This is a genomic window from Duganella aquatilis, from assembly GCF_009674565.1.
GTDB lineage: Bacteria > Pseudomonadota > Gammaproteobacteria > Burkholderiales > Burkholderiaceae_D > Rugamonas > Rugamonas aquatilis.
Map to the genome: position 1 here is coordinate 51,524 of NZ_WKJL01000028.1, position 17,564 is coordinate 69,087.

The window sequence follows — 17,564 nt, forward strand, 5'->3', positions numbered from 1 at the left end:
CTCAAACAGTGGGCTATGAATTACCATTTCAATTCTGGTAGTTGAGTGTCTGACGGGTACGACGCTGTCTCCAATGTAATGTTCCGGCCGCCCTTGCAAGGTGTCAGAACAATCGTGCCGTCGTCTCGGAGACGGCAGCCTATCTCATCTCCTACGTGTAATCCGGCAGCTTCCAAAATGGACTTGGGAATGCGAAGCCCCCCATCCGAGTTCCCCCAACGCGTTAGCCGTGTCATAGCCCCTCCTTCAGAAAAAGTATATACATTGAGTACACTGCTAAATTGGCACAGCCTTGCTACCGATGACATGTAATGCTGACTCCACAGCGCTTGCCAACAACGCTAAATCCAGTAAAGCAATCCTTAAGCGCATTGACACAGTAGCGGGGCGACCAAACTACTAGGCCGCCCCGACATGACTACTACTCTGCTAAAACCTCTCCAGTATCCGGATCTACGTTGCCGTCACCGCTTTGTAATGCCAGCTGCCTCTCCAGCTCAATCTGCAATTGGGCCTGAAGTGCGGGCAAGTTAGCTTGGCAGAAGGATGTGGACACGCGCTCAGCAGGAGGATGATGGTCGCCCGGGTAGACGATGACTTTTTCCATCCATGTATTGCCGAGTTTTCTGTGCTCTGCCCACGGGATATTGATGTCGATTCTGAGCAGCTTGAAGATTGCCCGTGCAGCAGCGGACTTTGCTTTCTGAACAGCCAGTTTTGATGATCGTTTTAACAACTCACAGCCAGCCAGATCTTTGCCAGCAAGGTAGCCTTCTACGATGTGACGGTTAACGTCGCTGAGCTTCGCCAGGTCTGTTTCCTTGGGTTTGTCAGTACGGAGCCGTTCATGCAGCCGAAGCCCTTTCTCGCGCACATACTCATTGAAGAGATTTTCGTAGACGTCATCAGGATGGGCCGTAGCCCATGCGGTAGCAGGCTGCAGCTGGTGCTTACGCAGCCTCTCCACGGTCAAGGTCAGTTCTATCCGAACGACGTTGCGGACAAACGCAATCCGCGACTGATGCACCGGATCATTAGGATCACCTTCGATTGTGTCAATCGGTGAAGAGTATGCACGAATGTTGAACCCACGTTGACGGAGGTATGCGGTGCGGCTGCCCTTCGACCCGACAGTAGACCCGCCGTACTGTGGTTTTTTGGTCTTGGCCTTCGAGTCGTTTTTTGGCTTGATTACGGGGAAGAACTGTTCAAAACGATGAGCTATCTCACCGAGAATCGATTGAGCATCGCGCCCTGCGGGCACCGGCACTAAGTAGGTTATTGTCGCGCTATTGGCCTGCATGTCCTCCACGCTGAGTAGATTCAGAGCATCGCGGGGAACCCCGTGTTTAGCGAGGAATGTTTTGAACAAATCCAGCGCCACCAGATTGGCGGCGTAGCAGCTGTGCCCAAGTTCAGCGTTCTGCCCGACGGTCGCATTTGGAATGTTGAAATCTCCGATCAGCGCGGTCGGCACGAGCTCGGCGTCAGTGACCACCTTGAATCGCATTCCGTTGCGCGTGAGCGGACTGGGAACGGTCTGCCATGAGTGGAACGGGGTAAGCGGGCCTGGAGCCTTCGGCTTGAATCGACCTGTGCAAACCACTGGAATGTGTTCAAGCATTGCCTTCGGCAAGGCTGAGAGGTTGAGAATAGACTTGATTGAGTCGGTCATGTTGTTACCCTTGTCTAACCTGTAGAGAAGTCCACTCGTAACCAGCCGCTAGCGTGCAGGTTGAACATACCGTCTATCCGATGTATAAGCTTGACCTCGTTGTTACGTTACAGCTTGGCTGGCACGTAACTGCTTGATGACTTTTTGGTTGGCCGAGTGGTGTCAATGTGAAAAGCGTGTGTATTACTAAACGGCTTAATTCATGTGTCGCCTTTGCCTAGGCGAACTATCCACCACACGCCTGCGAGCGTGGGTTTTGAGTCTACATGGCGTAGTACCGAGTGTTTTAATATTGATGGTGTGGTAGCGTAATTGGCCGGATTACGCTACCGTAGCGTGACCGAAAATTGAGAACAATGAAGTTATCCGCTCATTGAAAATTGCATACTAAAGCTGTAATTTTCACTCATCCAGATAAGAGAGATCTCCTCATTTTTACAACAGTGTTTGGTCAGTAAGCTTTGATGGCGAGCTATTCCTGATCTCGTGCTAGTCAAAGTCGGTTAGTAAAATGTCTTTATCAACTAACGTGGAAAACATGATGCACTCACGCCTTTCGTTCCACCCTATGCGAACGGACGTCACGAAGAAATAGCCGGGCTTTCCATCAAGGATGACAGCTTTGGAGTGCGCTCTTCCACGAGCATGTCCTGAAGCGATGTAGTGATTGATGAAGGCCAGCTCATCGGCCAATATGTCGCTACTTGCTGTTGTCGTCTCGTGTATAGAGAATCCCGTGGAATTGATGGCTGGGCGACGTTCTGGACGTTTCATCTTCTTTGCTTCTGTACTCATATGTCTCTCCTAGTTAGTCTGTGTGGAAGGCGGGGGCGTGTCTGCTCTACGCAGCAATCAAGGCCGTTACAAAATCTGCGAGATTCACTTTGGCCCCGGTTCGGGAGATCAAAGCTTTTGCCGCAAGGAGGGCGTCGACTTCCGCCTCAATCCACGCGACACTACGAATCGAGATGCGGATTGGCGGCACAAAAGTCATACGGCTGACGTCTCGCCATATTGTGGATTCCCCCATTGCACTTCTTTTTGCCGTCTCAGGAAGCTTTAGTAGGCTCCGATTGGGGCTGGCTTGAGCTGCATCGATCAACTCCTGAAACTTGGGAGGAAGTTCCTGTGGTGCCGGTGTTGTTACTTGTAGAGCGATCGGTATGTTGTCTGCTTTTTTATATGGCGGACTATGCCGTTGATTGAAGTGCGTCAAAGTTTTCTCCTATGAGATCGTGGTGTATGTCAAGAGACAGGTGCATTCTCTCCTGTGTTTCTGAATTCAGGAATGACAAAATAGATTCCTTCTAATGGTCTAAAAACGTTTAATGATGGCGATCAAATAGCGTCGGAGTACGAGAAATGATTGATGTTAAATTCTGTCGTGATTAGAATCTGTATCTTCAACCTCCGCGAGGGAAACGAATGAGACCATCTGATTACGCTGATTTGCTGACCTTGGATCAAGGGAGCCGGCCTGGCTGGGAAAATGCAGATAACTACGCAAATTGTTGTGATTGGAATTACAGGCAGTGGGCGTGGCAATTCTTGCGGCGCAACCCTTTCTATCAGCTCGATTCACACAGACCCGGACCAACGAGTAAGGCTAAAGCTCAGAAGTACGGACGAGAGAATATGAAGCACTACAACACCCCTTACACAGCAAGAGATGATGCGGAAAGGTGCTGGCATCCAGAGTTGCTGGTTGGGGTTGATGCCTGCCATTCAGCTACAGGAAGATCTGTGACTTACAACTTGGAGCGCGGGCAAGTGGCGATAGTGTTTGACTTAGGGGTAACGCTAAAGGGAGGTCGATCTGCTATTCGATCAATGCTCGCGAATGCGAGACTGGATCTTTACACTGAATTGGAAAAATTTGAACGCTCTGTCCTCAAGCCCGGCTCATCTAGGCCGAAAATTAAAAAGCCGCGTTTGAACAAGCTTTTGCTAAGACTTCGTATGTGCGACGCAATGTGGAAAAAGGCCACCGACGATGAACTCCTGCGAGTTCTCTATCCAGGTTATTACTTGAAGGGGAATAGCCCAACACCAGACGAGCGAGCGCAGTTGGTTAGAAAGATTAGAGATGATCAACGTGCGGCTATCCAATTGATGGAGTCGGGCTATTTGGAATTGGTGCCACTCGATTATTTTTCGGAAGAGCCCTTGCAGTCTAAATGATCATTTCATGCATGCGATGGATTCTGAAGGACAAAAATCGTGTGTAGCTAAGTGTGTAGCTATGCGCGATATTTGCTATTTTATCGCTGTAACTATTTGATTAAAAAGCGTTATTTACTCACATTAAAATCACGTCGTACTGTTCCTGATGATAGGCGGTTTCGACCTGTAGCGAAATCTTCTTGCCGATGAAGTCGCCCAGCATCGCCAGGTGCTGGGATTCTTCTTCCAGGAACATGTCGACCACTTCCTGCGACGCCAGGATGCGGAATTCGCGTGGATTGAACTGCTTGGCTTCGCGCAGCAACTCGCGCAGGATTTCGTAGCAGATGGTGCGCGAGGTCTTGACCTGGCCCTTGCCGTTGCAGGCCGGGCACGGTTCGCACAGGATGTGCGCCAGCGATTCGCGCGTGCGCTTGCGCGTCATTTCCACCAGCCCCAGCGCCGAGAAGCCGCTGACCGACACCTTGGTGCGGTCGCGCGACAGGGCTTTCTTCAACTCGCCCAGCACGGCGTTGCGGTGCTCGCTGTTCTCCATGTCGATGAAGTCGAGGATGATGATGCCGCCCAGGTTGCGCAGCCGCAGCTGGCGTGCGATGGCGTGCGCCGCTTCCAGGTTGGTCTTGAAGATGGTATCGGCGAAATTGCGGCCGCCGACAAAGCCGCCGGTGTTGACGTCGATGGTGGTCATCGCCTCGGTCTGGTCGACGATCAGGTAGCCGCCGGACTTCAGGTCCACGCGCCGGCCCAGCGCGCGCAGGATCTCTTCCTCCACGCCGTACAGGTCGAACAGCGGCCGTTCGCCGGTGTAGTGGTGCAGGCGCGGCAGCACGCCCGGCGTGTAGGCCTGGCCGAATTCCTGCAGGTTCAGATAGTTCTCGCGCGAGTCGACCTGGATGGTGGCCGTCTCGTCGTGCACGAAGTCGCGCAGCACGCGCTGGGCCAGGCTCAAGTCCTGGTGCAGCAGCGTGGTGGCCGGCTTGGTGCGGGCGCCGTGGGTGATGGCGGCCCAGGTCTTGCGCAGGTATTCGACGTCGGCGGCGATGTCGGAATCCGATGCATCCTCGGCCTGCGTGCGCACGATGTAGCCGCCTTTTTCATCGGCCGGCAGCAGGCTTTGCAAACGCGTGCGCAGGGCTTCGCGCTCCGACTCCTTTTCGATTTTCTGCGAGATGCCGATGTGCGCATCCTGCGGCAGGTAGACCAGCATGCGGCCGGCGATCGAGATCTGCGTCGACAGGCGCGCGCCCTTGGTGCCGATCGGATCCTTGATCACCTGCACCGTCAGCACCTGGCCGTCGAACAGCAGCTTTTCGATCGGCGTCGGCGTGGCGTTGCTGCTGCCGTCGTGCGGACGGGCTTCCCAGATGTCCGCCACGTGCAGGAAAGCCGCGCGTTCCAGGCCGATGTCGATGAAGGCCGACTGCATGCCTGGCAGCACGCGCACCACCTTGCCGGAGTAGACGTTGCCGGCCAGGCCGCGCGTGAGGGTGCGTTCGATGTGGAGTTCCTGCACGGCGCCCTGCATGATGAGGGCGACGCGGGTTTCCTGCGGAGTGATGTTGATCAGGATGTCTTCGTTCATGCACTGATCATACACGCGCCCATGCGGGGCGGCAAACCTCAGTCAACCAGACGGCTCTGGTAAGCGATCTCCGGCGGCAGCGTGATGTGGTGACGCGCCAGCTGCGCGCGGCTGAAGACGAAGCGGCCGCGCTGCGCGGTCACCGGATAGATGCTGCCCGGCCTGGCGCCGGCGAGGATGCGCAGCGCGATGTCGGCCGCCGCCATGCCCTGTTCGCGGCCTTCGAGCACCAGCCCGCCCACCGCCTTGTCGGCGCCGACGAAGAAGTCCCACAGGCCGAACAGCGGCACCTGGGCGTGCGCCGAGCTCCAGCGCAACATGTTGGCGGCCGAGGGCGGCGCGCTGCCGTCGTCGTGCACCGCCTGGTAGCTGCCGAGATGGATGGCGTCGTAGCCGTTGCCGCGCGCGGCCAGGATCTCGTCCTGCCACGCGCGCCAGCCGTCGATCAGCTTGACGTCCACTTCCAGCCCCTCGATCTGCTGGCGCGGCGTCTGCTGGAAGATCTCGTGGTAGATCACGGTCGAGGTCATGCTGGTGTCGAACAGGAACAGCACCCGCCGCGCCGCCGGCAGGATCTTGCGCAGCAGCGCCACGTTGCGCTTGGCCAGCGGCCGTTCCAGCACGCCGGTGATGTTGCGCACCTTGCCGGGATCGAAGTAGACGCGCGGATTGTTGTTGATGCCGAGGTAGACCACCGGCGTGGCGGTGGCCGCCAGCCGCGCCGCCAGCAGGCTGAGGGCGGCGTCGTCGCCGAGGATCACCAGCGCCGGTTTAAGTTTCAGGTACAGCGCCCAGGCCTGGTCGGCCATCGCCGCATGCCGTTCGGGCGGCAGGCGCTTGGTGTCGAGTTCAAAGCTGACCAGCTGGCAGGCCGGCTCCAGCCGCGCCTGCAATGCGGCGCGGTAGCCGGCGTCCCATTCGAAGTCGGCGTTGTAGCTTTCGATCAGCAGGATGGTGGGGGCGGGCGCGGCCCGCAGCGTGGCCGGCTGCAGCAGCAGCGCGATCAGCAGGCGCCAGGCGGTGCGACGGTCCATGTGGTGCATGTCTCCTCCCGCGGCGCAGTGATGGGTCTAGGGCAGCGGCAACCCGGCCTGGCGCAGCAGCTGCACCGTTTCGTAGATGGGCAGGCCCATGATGCCTGAATGGCTGCCGGCGATATGTTCGATGAAGGCTGCCGCCGGGCCCTGGATGCCGTAGGCGCCGGCCTTGTCGTAGGGCTCGGCGGTGGCGCAGTAGGCGGCGATGGCGGCCGGCGACAGCGTGCCGAAGCGCACCTCCGACACCTGGGTGATCTGCGCCGAGAAACCGGCCGATTCCACGGCGATGGCGGTCAGCACCTGGTGCGTGCGGCCGGACAGCTGCTGCAGCATGGCGATGGCTTCGGCCGGCGTGGCCGGCTTGCCGAGGATGGCGCCGTCGATGGTGACGGTGGTGTCGGCCGACAGCACCGGGCGCGGCGCCATGCGGCGGCGCACCACGAGATCCGCCGCGAACACGGCTTTTTCCTTGGCCACGCGCGCCACGTAGTCGAGCGGCGCTTCGCCGGGCAGCACTTCCTCGGTCACGTCGGCGCCGCGCGGACCGTCGTTGCGCAGCAGCAGAAGTTCGAAGTCGATGCCGACCTGGCGCAGCAGTTCGCGCCGGCGCGGGCTTTTCGAGGCAAGGTAGATCTTCTTGTCGACCGGTTTCATATGGTTGTTGTTAGACGCGGTGATAAGGGTGGTTCTGCGTAATGGTCCAGGCGCGGTACAGCTGCTCGGCCAGCATGACCCGCACCATACCATGCGGCAGCGTCATGCTGGAGATCCGGATCAGCCCTTCGGCGCGCGCCTTCAGCGCCGGATCGAGGCCGTCGGCGCCGCCGATCAAAAAGGCGGTGTCGCGGCCGTCCTGCTGCCAGGCTTCCAGCTGCTGCGACAGGCCGACCGAAGTCAGGTCCTTGCCGCGCTCATCGAGGGCGATGATGCGCACTGATTTCGGCAGCGCCGCCTCGATGCGCTCGCGTTCCAGCGCCATCGCGGTGGCGGCGGTCTTGCTGCCGGAACGTTCGACCGGCTTGATTTCCTTCAGCACGATCTTCAGTTCCGGCGGCATGCGCTTGACATACTCGGCGTAGCCGGTTTCGATCCAGGCCGGCATCTTGTGGCCGACCGCAGCGATGATCAGCTGCATGGCGGATTACTCGGCAGCTTTTTTGATGCGCTTGATGACGGTCTTGGCTGGCGCTTCTTCCGCCTTCGGCTTGGCGACTTTCGGCTTGGCGGCCTTCAGTGCCTTGACGGCTGCCACGGTGGCTTTTGGTGCGCCGACCTTGATCTTCTTGCCGGCTGGGACGGCGGCCGGCTTGGCGGCGGCGGTCTTCTTGGCCGCGGTGGTGGCCTTGGCGGCGGCCGGCTTGCGCGCAGCGGTCTTTTTCTCGACCACTGGCGAGGCGTCGACGGCTTTTTTGCCGGCGGCCAGGTGGCTGCTGACTTTCTTCGGCGCGTCGGCGGCTTCGCCTTCGACGGTGTTCTTGCGCTTGGCGGCGCCCAGTTTCACCGGCTTGTCGCCCCAGATTTCTTCCAGGCGGTAGTAAGCGCGGATCGGCGCCTGCATGATGTGGACGATGATGTCGCCCAGGTCGACCAGTACCCATTCACCGGTGTCCTCGCCTTCCATGCCGTAGACGTCGCCGCCGGCGGCTTTCACCTTGTCGCGCACCGAGGCGGCCAGCGCCTTGGTTTGACGGTTCGAGGTGCCGGACGCGATGGCGATGCGGTCGAACAGGCTGGTGAGGTGGGTCGTGTCGAACAGGACGATGTCTTGGGCCTTGACGTCTTCGAGGGCGTCAACGACCAGGGTTTGCAGTTTTTTGATGTCCATTAGCTTTTGTATAGATGATGTTGTTCAATATAGTCTAGCACTAGCGGCGGGATAAGCGAGTTTGCCGGTTCCCCCCGTTGTAATGCCGCACGTATCTGGGTAGCAGAGATATCCACCGCGAAGTCTTGTGCCAGATAAGTCAGACCATGCGGCGTGTTACGGATTTGTTCCGGCGTTCCCATTCGGCTGGAGAACGCCTGCGCCACTGCCGGCGGCAGGCCGGCGGTGGCAATGTCATAGCCCGGGCGGGCCGCTACGCAAAAATGCGCGTAGTCGAACAGCGCCTGCCATTCGTGCCAGGTATCGAGCCGCTGCAGCTGGTCGGCGCCCATCAGGAAGCTGATGGACGCCATCGGCCCCAGTTCGGCGCGCACCTGGCGCAAGGTGTCGATGGAGTACGTCGGCAGACCCTGGGCGCCGCGCGCGATTTCCTGCATGTCCACCGCCACGCTGAACGGGCGGCCGGCAAACGCCAGCGCCACCATGTCGGCGCGCTGCTGGGCCGACGCCTTCAGCGAGGTTTTCTGCCACGGCAGGCCGGTGGGGATCACGCGCAACTGGTCGACTTGCAGCAGGTTGGCGAAGTATTCGCCCAACGCGACGTGACCTAGATGCACCGGATCGTAGCTGCCTCCCAGCAGTGCGACGCGGTAGGCCATCGTCACGCAGCGAGCCAGTCGCGATGCGGCAGGAAGTCGGTGTACAGCGCCGCTTCCGGCGTGCCGTCCTCCGGCTCCCAGCGATAGCGCCATTTGACGATCGGCGGCATCGACATCAGGATCGCCTCGGTGCGGCCGCCGGATTGCAGGCCGAACAGCGTGCCGCGGTCGAACACCAGGTTGAATTCAACATAGCGGCCGCGCCGGTAGGCCTGGAAGTCGCGTTCGCGCTCGCCGTACGGCGTGTCCTTGCGCTGTTCCAGGATCGGCAGGTAAGCCTTGATGAAAGCGTCGCCGACGCTTTGCGTCATGGCGAAGCTTTGCGCGAAGCCCGCCGCGCTGTGGTCATCGAAGAAGATGCCGCCGACGCCGCGCGCTTCCTGGCGGTGCTTCAGGTAGAAATACTCGTCGCACCACTTTTTAAATTTGGCATGCAGGTCGTCGCCGAACGGGGCGAGGGCGTCATGGCAGGTCTGGTGGAAGTGTTTGACGTCTTCCTTGAAACCGTAATACGGCGTCAGGTCCATGCCGCCGCCGAACCACCATACCGGTTCGCCCGCCGCATTGGTGGTGCTGAAAAAGCGCACGTTCATGTGCACCGTCGGCGCATACGGATTGCGCGGATGGATCACCAGCGACACGCCCATGGCTTCCCACGGATTGCCGCCGATGTCCGGACGGTGCGCCGACGCCGATGGCGGCAGCTTCGCGCCCAGCACGTGCGAGAAGTTCACGCCGCCGCGTTCGATCACATTGCCTTCTTCCACCAGGCGCGAAATGCCGCCGCCGCCTTCCGCGCGCTGCCACTCGTCGCGCAGGAAGGCCTTGCCGTCGACGGCTTCCAGTGCCTGCACGATGCGGCTTTGCAGGTCGAGCAGCCAGGCTTTGACTGCCAGGGGCTGCGGAGGAGAAGACAGCGCGGCCGACATCTTAGTGCTTCAGCCCACGCCAGCCGATGTCGCGGCGGCACTGCATGCCTTCGAAGCTGATCTGGTCGACCACTTCGTAAGCCGTTTTCTGCGCCAGCTTGACGCTGTCGCCCAGGCCGACCACGCACAGCACGCGGCCGCCGGTCACCTGCAGCTGGCCGTCCACTTCGGCGGTGCCGGCGTGGAAGGTCACGGTTTCCGGCGTTTCGGCCGGAATGCCTTCGATCACGGCGCCTTTCAGCGGCGCGTCCGGATAACCGGCGGCGGCCAGCACCACGCCGACGGCGGTGCGGCGGTCCCATTCCAGCTCGATCTGGTCCAGCGTGCCGTTGACGGCGTGTTCCATCACCGCCACCAGGTCGGTCTTCAGGCGCGACATGATCGGTTGCGTTTCCGGATCGCCCATGCGGCAGTTGAATTCCAGCGTGCGCGGATTACCGGCGGCGTCGATCATCAGGCCGGCGTACAGGAAGCCGGTGAAGACGATGCCGTCCTTGGCCATGCCGGCGATGGTCGGGTTGATGATCTCGCGCATCACGCGGGCGTGCATGGCCGGCGTCACGATCGGCGCCGGCGAGTAGGCGCCCATGCCGCCGGTGTTCGGGCCTTCGTCGTTGTCCTTCAGGCGCTTGTGGTCCTGGCTGGTGGCCAGCGGCAGGATGTTCTTGCTGTCGCACATGACGATGAAGCTGGCTTCTTCGCCGGCCAGGAATTCTTCGATGACGATGCGGGCGCCAGCGTCGCCGAAGCGGTTATCGGCCAGCATGTCGTCCACCGCGCGGTGCGCTTCGTCCAGCGACAGCGCCACCACCACGCCCTTGCCGGCGGCCAGGCCGTCGGCCTTGATGACGATCGGCGCGCCGTTGGCGTCGATGTAGGCGTGGGCTTGCGCCACGTCCGAGAAAGTCTGGTATTTGGCGGTCGGGATGCCGTGACGGTGCATGAACGCCTTGGCGAAGTCTTTCGACGACTCCAGCTGCGCCGCTTCCTTGGTCGGGCCGAATACTTTCAGGCCGCGGGCGCGGAACAGGTTGACGATGCCGCCGGCCAGCGGAGTCTCCGGACCCACCACGGTCAGGCTGATGCCTTCGCTTTCAACGAAGTTCGCCAGTTCGTGCAGGTCGGTGATGTTGACGTTGACCAGACGCGCGTCGCGCGCCGTGCCGCCGTTGCCTGGGGCCACATACACCATCTGGATGCGCTCGGATTGCGCCAGTTTCCAGGCCAGCGCATGTTCACGGCCGCCGGAGCCGACTACCAATATTTTCATAATTCCTCAGTCTTCGCTCAGTCTTCGATTAACGTGTTGGAATACACTTCCTGCACATCGTCCAGCGCTTCCAGCGCGTCCAGCAGTTTCTGCATCTTGATCGCGTTGTCGCCGGTGACAGCGATTTCGACGTCCGGCTTCATGATGATCTCGGCCACTTCGGCCTTGAAGCCCTTGGCTTCCAGCGCATCCTTGACGGCGGCGAAGTCGTGCGGGCCGCACAGCACCTCGATGCCGCCTTCTTCGTCGGTGACCACGTCTTCGGCGCCGGCTTCCAGCGCCGCTTCCATCAGCGCGTCTTCACTGGTGCCCGGCGCGAACAGGAACTGGCCGCAGTGCTTGAACATGAAGGCCACCGAGCCTTCATTGCCCATGTTACCGCCATTCTTGTTGAAGGCGTTGCGGACTTCGGCCACGGTGCGGACGCGGTTGTCGGTCATGCAGTCGACGATGATAGCCGCGCCGCCGACGCCGTAGCCTTCGTAGCGGACCTCTTCGTACGACGCGCCGTCCTCGCCGCCGGTGCCGCGCGTGATGGCGCGCTGCACGTTATCCTTCGGCATATTGGCGTCGGCCGCCTTGTCGATGGCCAGGCGCAGGCGCGGGTTCGACGTGATGTCGCCGCCGCCCATGCGTGCAGCAACGGTGATTTCCTTGATCAGGCGAGTCCAGATCTTGCCGCGTTTCGCGTCAGTTGCTGCCTTTTTGTGCTTGATGTTGGCCCATTTGCTGTGTCCAGCCATGTTCGATCTTCCTTCGGCGCTAATTCGTTAGGTAGTCATTGGTGTGCGGTGAGGGCGGTATTCTAGCATAAGCGGCCCGCCAGAAACCGCCGGCGCCGCCCCGGACCGTGGCTAGAGGCCGTCCTCCACTTTTTGTAGGGAAGCTGTCACATGCCGCTGCTAGTGTTGACCATTTCGACACTATTGCAGGCGCGGAGACGATATGGACAGACGGCAGTTTATTAAATTCGGCAGCTTTATCACGGTTTCGGTGGCCTCCGGCGCGGGCCTGAGCGCCTGCGGCGGCAGCGACGCGGCGCCCGGCAGCGAGCTGGCGCTGGCCAGCGGCGCCTGGAAATTCCCGCAAAGCGTGGCCTCCGGCGACCCGCGCGCCGACAGCATCCTGCTGTGGACGCGCGCCGTGCCGGCATCGGCCGACGCCGTGGCTGCCGCACCGGCCGGCGCCGACAGCGCCATCCGCCTGATCGTCACGGCGGCCGACAACAGCGGCGCGCTGGGCGGCAGCACCGCGCTCAGTGGCGCCACCGTGGCCGACGTGCGCCTGCCGCTGCAAGCGCAATACGACAACACCGTGCGCCACAAGCTGACCGGGCTGTCGGCCGGCACCGTGTACTACTACCAGTTCGTGGCCGGCGACAACCGCTCCAACGTCGGCCGCTTCAAGACCGCGCCGGCCGCCGACGCCGACGTGGCGCAGCTGCAGTTCGCCTACATGACCTGCCAGGACTGGAGCGTTAACCACTGGGGCGCGATGACGGCGATCGCCGGCGAGAACCTGGACTTCATCGTCCACCTGGGCGACTACATTTACGAAACCGTGGGCGAGGACTTCCAGCTGGGCGCCGTCGAAAGCCGCCACGATGCGCTGACGCTGCCGGACGGCGTGTACAAAAACGGCAGCTCGGGCGCCAGGTACGCCAACTCGCTGGCCGACTACCGCTACCTGTACAAGAAGTACCGCACCGACACGCGCCTGCAGGCGCTGCACGAGCGCTTCGCCTTCATCGCCATCTGGGACGACCACGAATTCACCGACGATGCCTGGCAGGATGCGCAGACCTACGACGGCTCGTTCAACGCCGACGGCTCGGACCTGCACCAGACCTCGCGCCGCCGCAACGCCAATCAGGCGTGGTTCGAATACATGCCGGCCGACGTGACGCTGGACGCCGCCAACACGACCTTCCAGAACATCAAGATCTACCGCGACTTCCAGTTCGGCAAGCTGATGCAGCTGGTGATGACCGACCAGCGCCTGTACCGCTCGGACCACGTGATTCCAGAATCGTCGATCAATCCGGCCACCGGCAAGCCGCTGGGGCGTATCGGCTCGCGCTACCTGGTGCCGCAGGATCTGTTCAACAGCGTGGAAGCGCAGAAGATGGCCGGCGCCGCCACCATCGGCCTCGACCCGCTGAGCACCGCCACGATCCTCGGCAACACGCAACGCCAGTGGTGGATGGACAAGATGAAGGCCGCCACCTCGACCTGGAAATTGTGGGGCAATGAAGTATCGCTGCTGCGCATGGGCATGAACGGCGTGGATGCGATTGCGACGCTGCTGGCCTTGAGCGCGGTATCCACCGTGGCGACCTCGGTCGGCACGACGGCAGCGGCGGTCGGTGGCAACTTTGCCGTGGCCGGCGTGATTGTGGCGGCGGTGACGGCGGGTGCGTCGTCGTCGGCGGCGCAGGCTGGCGCTGGCGCGATTGCGGCATCGGCAGCGGCTGGCGGCAGCGCTGATGCGCAGGCTGCCGCAGGCGTTTCGGCCGGCTTGACGGCGGCGCAGGCGGCGATTGCCGTGGCGACGCTGGCCAAGGTGAGTGCGGCCGCCAGCGCCGGCGCGACTGGCGCAGCGTTGGCGGCGGTGGCGGGGCAGACCATCGCCTTTGGCTACATCAAGCCGGACGTGCAAGCCAGGAAAGCGGATTCGGTGTTTGTGACGGCGTCTGGCAAGAAGGATGCGCTGGCGTCGTTCTTTACGCGCTTCCTGCTCAACTGCGACCAGTGGGATGGCTATAACAGCGAGCGCAAGGCGCTGATGGCGCACCTCAAGAGCAACAATGTCGGCAACGTGGTGGCGATGACCGGCGATATTCACTCCTTCTTCGCCGGAACGGTCAATGACGATTTCGACGCCACGGGCGGCGGCACGCCGGTGATGGTGGATCTGGTGTCGGCGGGTGTCAGCTCGGATTCCTTCTTCAGCTACCTGCGCGACGCGGCATCGACGCTGGGCGACATTGGCACGCTGGTGTCGTATCCGCTGGCGGTTCCGGTGACGGGTCTCGGGACGGTGAATCTGAGCTTCAACCTGCTGGATTACACGATGGGCAAGGCCGCGCCGACGGTGGCGTCGCTGGCCGAGCAGACGCGCGTGCAGCTGCGCGGGGCGCTGGCGGCGAAGGGTGTGCCCGAAGCGCAGCTGGAGGCGACGACTGCCGCCGTGCTGGCCGGCTTGCAGGCGAATGCCGACTTCAATACCAGTCTGCTGACGTTGGCGCAGCAGTTGTCGGCGTTGGGGAATAACCCGTGGCTCAAGTATTTGAATACGGATGCGCAGGGTTATACGCTGGTGACACTCACCCCAGGGAAGATGACGGCGCAGTTCAAGCAGGTGAACAAGCTGGTTGGCGTCGTTGCCCCCGCAACCCTTGTTGCGCGGACGACGACGGCGACGGTGACAGCGGGTTCGCCTTCCGTGGCCATCAGCTGACTTTTACCCAGCACGCGCCGCTGGCCTGCCAGCAGCGCGTCCATGGGGGCTGACCCCGGCGGAGGGGCCGCGGTCAGCGGCCGTTGCCATTTGCCCGTACAATCCTGAGTATGGACAAAAGCATCACACACAGCGCTCCGGCGCGGGCCGCCTACCTGGGCGGGTTGGGGATCGCCGTGGGCGGCGCGGTTCTGTTTTCCACCAAGGCCATCGTCGCCAAGCTGCTGTACCGCTATCATATCGACGCGGTCACGTTGATCGCTTTCCGCATGCTGTTCTCGCTGCCGGTATTCGCCGCCATCGCCCTGTGGAAGATGCGCACCCAGCCGCCACTCTCCAACGCCGACCGCCTGCGCCTGATCGGCATGGGCCTGGTCGGCTACTACCTGTCCAGCTTCCTCGACTTCCTCGGCCTGCAATACATCACCGTCGGCCTCGAACGCCTGATCCTGTTCCTCACGCCCACCTTCGTCCTGCTGATCAGCTCCACCGTGCTCAAGCAGCACATCAGCCGCAAGCAGTGGCTGGCGCTGCTGACCTCCTACTGCGGCATCGTCTTCGTCTTCCTGCACGATTTGCAGGGCGGCGGCAACGTCGCCCTCGGCGCCACGCTGGTGACCGGCTCGGCCGCCGCCTATGCGATCTACCTGCTGCTGTCCGGCGAAATGGTCAAGCGTCTCGGCACGCTGCGGCTGGTGTCGTACGCTATGTGCGTCTCCAGCGCCGCCTGCATCGGCCAGTTCTTCCTGCTGCGGCCCGTGTCGATGCTGGTGCAGCCGCTGCCGGTGTATGGCCTGTCGCTGGTCAACGGCCTGCTGTGCACGGTGGCGCCGGTGCTGATGACGATGGTGGCGGTCGAGCGCATCGGCGCCGGCGTCGCCTCGCAGGCTGGTATGATCGGACCGGTTTCAACGCTGTTTCTGGGCGCGCTGCTGCTTGGCGAGCCCGTGACCTCCTGGCAGCTGGGCGGCACCGCCCTGGTGCTGGCCGGGATTTATCTGCTGTCCAAAAAATAGGATCGAAGTATGGGAGACTTGATGAAATTCCGCATTGCCCTGATTGCGCACGACAAGAAAAAAGACGACATGATCGCCCTGGCCACTGAGTACAAGGCTTTCCTCGCGACCTGCGCGCTGACCGCCACCGGCACCACCGGCGGCCGCCTGATCGCCGAGGTGGGCCTGGAAGTCGACCGCAAGCACTCCGGCCCGTTCGGCGGCGACTTGCAGATCGGCTCGCTGCTGGTCGAGGGCATGATCGATTGCGTGATTTTCCTGCGCGACCCGATGACGCCGCAGCCGCACGAGCCGGACATCAACGCCCTGGTGCGCGCCTGCGACGTGCACAATACGCCGTGCGCGACCAACCTGGCGTCGGCACATCTGGTACTGTCTCTGCTTCAGCAACGCGCAGCCAATAAGGAGTAACACCATGGTCAAGGCAATCCGCATGAACCGCGTAGGCGGTCCCGAAGTGATGGAACTGGTGGAGGTCGACCTGCCGCCGCCCGGTCCGGGCGAAGTGCGGTTGCGCCATGAAGCCATCGGCCTGAATTACATCGACGTCTACCACCGCACCGGCCTGTATCCGCAGCCGATGCCGGGCGCGCTGGGCGTCGAGGGCGCCGGCGTGGTCGAGGAGCTGGGCGAGGGCGTCACCGACCTGAAAGTGGGTGATCGCGTGGCCTACGGCGGCCGTCCGCTTGGTTCGTATTCCGAGGCGCGCAACATCCCGGCGGCGCAACTGCTGGTGCTGCCCAAGCAGATCGAATTCGACACCGCCGCCGCCATGATGCTGCAAGGCCTGACGGTGCAATACCTGTTCCACCGCACCGTGCCGCTGAAGGCCGGCGACACCATCCTGTTCCACGCGGCAGCCGGCGGCGTCGGCCTGATCGCCTGCCAGTGGGCGCGCGTGATGGGCGTGAACCTGATCGGCACGGTCGGCTCGGAAGAGAAGGCGGCGCTGGCGATCGAGAACGGCGCCACCCACGTCATCAACTACAACCAGGAAAACTTCACCGAGCGCGTCAAGGAGCTGACCGACGGCAAGGGCGTCTCCGCCGTCTACGACTCGATCGGCAAGGACACCTTCATCGGCTCGCTGGACTGCCTGCAGCCGCTGGGCACCATGGTCAGCTTCGGCAACGCCTCCGGCCCGGTAACGCCGTTCGGCCTGAGCGAACTGGCCAGCCGCGGCTCGCTGTTCGTCACGCGGCCGACGCTGATGACCTATACCGCCAAGCGCGAGGATCTGGAAGCGATGGCCAAGTCGCTGTTCGGCGTGGTCAGCAGCGGTGAAGTGAAGATCGACATCCGCCAGCGCTACGCCCTGGCCGACGTGCAGCAGGCGCACCGCGACCTGGAAGCCCGCAAAACCACAGGCTCGACCATCCTGATTCCATGAACGAAGAGCGGGATTACGACGCCGAGGAACGCGACGACGGCGACTTTTCCGACATGCTGAGCGAAATGCGCATCCTGCTGCCGGGAGCGCAGATGCTGTCGGCGTTCCTGATCATCTTGCCGTTCAATGCCGGCTTCGCGCAGATCGTCCACCTGGAAAAGCTGCTGTTCCTGGCGACCTTCTTCCTGTCGCTGACCAGCCTGGTGTTGCTGAGTGCGCCGGCGATCCAGCATCGCCTGATGCGGCCGCTGAAAGACCGCGTCCGTTTCAAGCGCGTGGCGACGCGCCAGATCGTCGCCGGCGCATTTGCGCTGGCGATCGCCCTGGTGCTGGGCACCAATCTGGTGATTTCGGAAGTGTTCGGCGCCACCGTCGGGCTGATCATGTCAGCCGTGATGGCCCTGTTGATACTCTGCGCCTGGTGGCTGCTGCCGATGTACCTCAAGCGCAAAGTCTAACCGGGGTCAGTTCTGCCAATCGCACACGAGCCCTGCCGTAGCGGCTGCTACGGCAGGGCTCGTGTGCGATTGGCAGAACT

Annotated in this window: 19 protein-coding genes and 1 pseudogene; 7 read left to right on the forward strand and 13 right to left on the reverse strand. The window is 61.8% G+C overall.

The window, feature by feature from the left end:
• Positions 1-20: 20 nt before the first annotated feature.
• The 4 genes from GJ698_RS31465 to GJ698_RS26040 all read right to left on the reverse strand — a co-directional run bounded on the left by GJ698_RS31465 (position 21) and on the right by GJ698_RS26040 (position 2,891).
• Positions 21-308 carry an AbrB/MazE/SpoVT family DNA-binding domain-containing protein gene (locus tag GJ698_RS31465; protein WP_371865439.1) on the reverse strand — a complete coding sequence of 96 codons (288 nt, stop codon included), beginning with the start codon at positions 306-308 and terminating at the stop codon, positions 21-23.
• 113 nt (positions 309-421) lie between these two features.
• The gene (locus GJ698_RS26030) at positions 422-1,675 is read right to left on the reverse strand and encodes a hypothetical protein (protein ID WP_154360775.1); all 1,254 of its coding nucleotides are present in this window, start codon (positions 1,673-1,675) and stop codon (positions 422-424) included.
• A gap of 489 nt (positions 1,676-2,164) precedes the next feature.
• On the reverse strand, positions 2,165-2,470 hold the full coding sequence (locus GJ698_RS26035) for a hypothetical protein (RefSeq protein ID WP_154360776.1): 306 nt from the start codon (positions 2,468-2,470) through the stop codon (positions 2,165-2,167).
• A 46-nt stretch (positions 2,471-2,516) separates the two neighbouring features.
• Positions 2,517-2,891 carry a helix-turn-helix transcriptional regulator gene (locus tag GJ698_RS26040; RefSeq protein WP_154360777.1) on the reverse strand — a complete coding sequence of 125 codons (375 nt, stop codon included), beginning with the start codon at positions 2,889-2,891 and terminating at the stop codon, positions 2,517-2,519.
• 209 nt (positions 2,892-3,100) lie between these two features.
• Here GJ698_RS26040 and GJ698_RS31470 point away from each other — a divergent pair.
• Both GJ698_RS31470 and GJ698_RS26045 read left to right on the forward strand, forming a co-directional pair.
• Positions 3,101-3,259, forward strand: a pseudogene (locus GJ698_RS31470) (transcriptional regulator domain-containing protein); the annotation flags it as partial.
• Between the two features lie 51 nt (positions 3,260-3,310).
• Positions 3,311-3,856, forward strand: coding sequence for a hypothetical protein (locus GJ698_RS26045; RefSeq protein ID WP_154360778.1), 546 nt, complete (start codon positions 3,311-3,313; stop codon positions 3,854-3,856).
• A 118-nt stretch (positions 3,857-3,974) separates the two neighbouring features.
• Here GJ698_RS26045 and rng read toward each other — a convergent pair whose 3' ends face one another.
• The 9 genes from rng to GJ698_RS26090 are packed head-to-tail and all read right to left on the reverse strand — an operon-like array spanning position 3,975 to position 11,904.
• Positions 3,975-5,441, reverse strand: a complete 1,467-nt coding sequence (gene rng / locus GJ698_RS26050) for a ribonuclease G (RefSeq protein WP_154360779.1) — start codon at positions 5,439-5,441, stop codon at positions 3,975-3,977.
• Positions 5,442-5,479: 38 nt separating this feature from the next.
• Positions 5,480-6,475 (reverse strand): ABC transporter substrate-binding protein, encoded by a 996-nt coding sequence (locus GJ698_RS26055; RefSeq protein ID WP_166454950.1) that lies wholly within the window; start codon positions 6,473-6,475, stop codon positions 5,480-5,482.
• A 36-nt stretch (positions 6,476-6,511) separates the two neighbouring features.
• Positions 6,512-7,132, reverse strand: a complete 621-nt coding sequence (locus GJ698_RS26060; protein ID WP_154360781.1) for a Maf family protein — start codon at positions 7,130-7,132, stop codon at positions 6,512-6,514.
• Between the two features lie 10 nt (positions 7,133-7,142).
• Positions 7,143-7,613, reverse strand: coding sequence for a 23S rRNA (pseudouridine(1915)-N(3))-methyltransferase RlmH (rlmH, locus tag GJ698_RS26065; RefSeq protein WP_072789839.1), 471 nt, complete (start codon positions 7,611-7,613; stop codon positions 7,143-7,145).
• Between the two features lie 6 nt (positions 7,614-7,619).
• Positions 7,620-8,303 (reverse strand): ribosome silencing factor, encoded by a 684-nt coding sequence (rsfS, locus tag GJ698_RS26070; RefSeq protein WP_154360782.1) that lies wholly within the window; start codon positions 8,301-8,303, stop codon positions 7,620-7,622.
• Positions 8,303-8,962, reverse strand: a complete 660-nt coding sequence (locus GJ698_RS26075) for a nicotinate-nucleotide adenylyltransferase (protein ID WP_154360795.1) — start codon at positions 8,960-8,962, stop codon at positions 8,303-8,305. The genes rsfS and GJ698_RS26075 overlap by 1 nt, the downstream gene beginning before the upstream one ends.
• Positions 8,963-8,964: 2 nt before the next feature.
• On the reverse strand, positions 8,965-9,891 hold the full coding sequence (gene hemF, locus GJ698_RS26080; protein ID WP_154360783.1) for an oxygen-dependent coproporphyrinogen oxidase: 927 nt from the start codon (positions 9,889-9,891) through the stop codon (positions 8,965-8,967).
• A gap of 1 nt (position 9,892) precedes the next feature.
• A complete protein-coding gene (gene purD / locus GJ698_RS26085) occupies positions 9,893-11,161 on the reverse strand; it encodes a phosphoribosylamine--glycine ligase (protein ID WP_154360784.1) in 1,269 nt (422 codons plus the stop codon).
• Positions 11,162-11,178: 17 nt separating this feature from the next.
• Positions 11,179-11,904, reverse strand: coding sequence for a YebC/PmpR family DNA-binding transcriptional regulator (locus tag GJ698_RS26090; protein WP_154360785.1), 726 nt, complete (start codon positions 11,902-11,904; stop codon positions 11,179-11,181).
• Between the two features lie 202 nt (positions 11,905-12,106).
• Between GJ698_RS26090 and GJ698_RS26095 the strand changes: the two genes are divergently transcribed.
• From GJ698_RS26095 to GJ698_RS26115, 5 genes are all read left to right on the forward strand, one after another.
• Positions 12,107-14,620, forward strand: a complete 2,514-nt coding sequence (locus GJ698_RS26095; RefSeq protein WP_154360786.1) for an alkaline phosphatase D family protein — start codon at positions 12,107-12,109, stop codon at positions 14,618-14,620.
• 110 nt (positions 14,621-14,730) lie between these two features.
• On the forward strand, positions 14,731-15,636 hold the full coding sequence (locus GJ698_RS26100) for a DMT family transporter (RefSeq protein ID WP_154360787.1): 906 nt from the start codon (positions 14,731-14,733) through the stop codon (positions 15,634-15,636).
• A gap of 21 nt (positions 15,637-15,657) precedes the next feature.
• On the forward strand, positions 15,658-16,047 hold the full coding sequence (locus GJ698_RS26105) for a methylglyoxal synthase (protein ID WP_154360788.1): 390 nt from the start codon (positions 15,658-15,660) through the stop codon (positions 16,045-16,047).
• A gap of 4 nt (positions 16,048-16,051) precedes the next feature.
• Positions 16,052-17,026, forward strand: coding sequence for a quinone oxidoreductase family protein (locus GJ698_RS26110; RefSeq protein ID WP_154360789.1), 975 nt, complete (start codon positions 16,052-16,054; stop codon positions 17,024-17,026).
• Entirely contained in the window at positions 17,023-17,484 is a 462-nt protein-coding gene (locus GJ698_RS26115) for a DUF6328 family protein (protein ID WP_154360790.1), read from the forward strand. Before GJ698_RS26110 ends, GJ698_RS26115 begins: the two co-directional genes overlap by 4 nt.
• The last annotated feature ends 80 nt before the right edge of the window (positions 17,485-17,564 follow it).

What these genes read in the sequence shown, in the direction of transcription:
- GJ698_RS26115 (WP_154360790.1), top strand. Translation starts at nt 17,023, where the DNA reads ATGAACGAAGAGCGGGATTACGACGCCGAGGAACGCGACGACGGCGAC.
- GJ698_RS26105 (WP_154360788.1), top strand. Translation starts at nt 15,658, where the DNA reads ATGAAATTCCGCATTGCCCTGATTGCGCACGACAAGAAAAAAGACGAC.
- rlmH (WP_072789839.1), bottom strand. Translation starts at nt 7,613, where the DNA reads ATGCAGCTGATCATCGCTGCGGTCGGCCACAAGATGCCGGCCTGGATC.
- GJ698_RS26030 (WP_154360775.1), bottom strand. Translation starts at nt 1,675, where the DNA reads ATGACCGACTCAATCAAGTCTATTCTCAACCTCTCAGCCTTGCCGAAG.
- GJ698_RS26095 (WP_154360786.1), top strand. Translation starts at nt 12,107, where the DNA reads ATGGACAGACGGCAGTTTATTAAATTCGGCAGCTTTATCACGGTTTCG.
- GJ698_RS26035 (WP_154360776.1), bottom strand. Translation starts at nt 2,470, where the DNA reads ATGAGTACAGAAGCAAAGAAGATGAAACGTCCAGAACGTCGCCCAGCC.
- rng (WP_154360779.1), bottom strand. Translation starts at nt 5,441, where the DNA reads ATGAACGAAGACATCCTGATCAACATCACTCCGCAGGAAACCCGCGTC.
- purD (WP_154360784.1), bottom strand. Translation starts at nt 11,161, where the DNA reads ATGAAAATATTGGTAGTCGGCTCCGGCGGCCGTGAACATGCGCTGGCC.
- GJ698_RS26045 (WP_154360778.1), top strand. Translation starts at nt 3,311, where the DNA reads ATGAAGCACTACAACACCCCTTACACAGCAAGAGATGATGCGGAAAGG.
- rsfS (WP_154360782.1), bottom strand. Translation starts at nt 8,303, where the DNA reads ATGGACATCAAAAAACTGCAAACCCTGGTCGTTGACGCCCTCGAAGAC.
- GJ698_RS26055 (WP_166454950.1), bottom strand. Translation starts at nt 6,475, where the DNA reads ATGGACCGTCGCACCGCCTGGCGCCTGCTGATCGCGCTGCTGCTGCAG.
- GJ698_RS26060 (WP_154360781.1), bottom strand. Translation starts at nt 7,132, where the DNA reads ATGAAACCGGTCGACAAGAAGATCTACCTTGCCTCGAAAAGCCCGCGC.
- GJ698_RS26090 (WP_154360785.1), bottom strand. Translation starts at nt 11,904, where the DNA reads ATGGCTGGACACAGCAAATGGGCCAACATCAAGCACAAAAAGGCAGCA.
- hemF (WP_154360783.1), bottom strand. Translation starts at nt 9,891, where the DNA reads ATGTCGGCCGCGCTGTCTTCTCCTCCGCAGCCCCTGGCAGTCAAAGCC.
- GJ698_RS31465 (WP_371865439.1), bottom strand. Translation starts at nt 308, where the DNA reads ATGTCATCGGTAGCAAGGCTGTGCCAATTTAGCAGTGTACTCAATGTA.
- GJ698_RS26100 (WP_154360787.1), top strand. Translation starts at nt 14,731, where the DNA reads ATGGACAAAAGCATCACACACAGCGCTCCGGCGCGGGCCGCCTACCTG.
- GJ698_RS26075 (WP_154360795.1), bottom strand. Translation starts at nt 8,962, where the DNA reads ATGGCCTACCGCGTCGCACTGCTGGGAGGCAGCTACGATCCGGTGCAT.
- GJ698_RS26110 (WP_154360789.1), top strand. Translation starts at nt 16,052, where the DNA reads ATGGTCAAGGCAATCCGCATGAACCGCGTAGGCGGTCCCGAAGTGATG.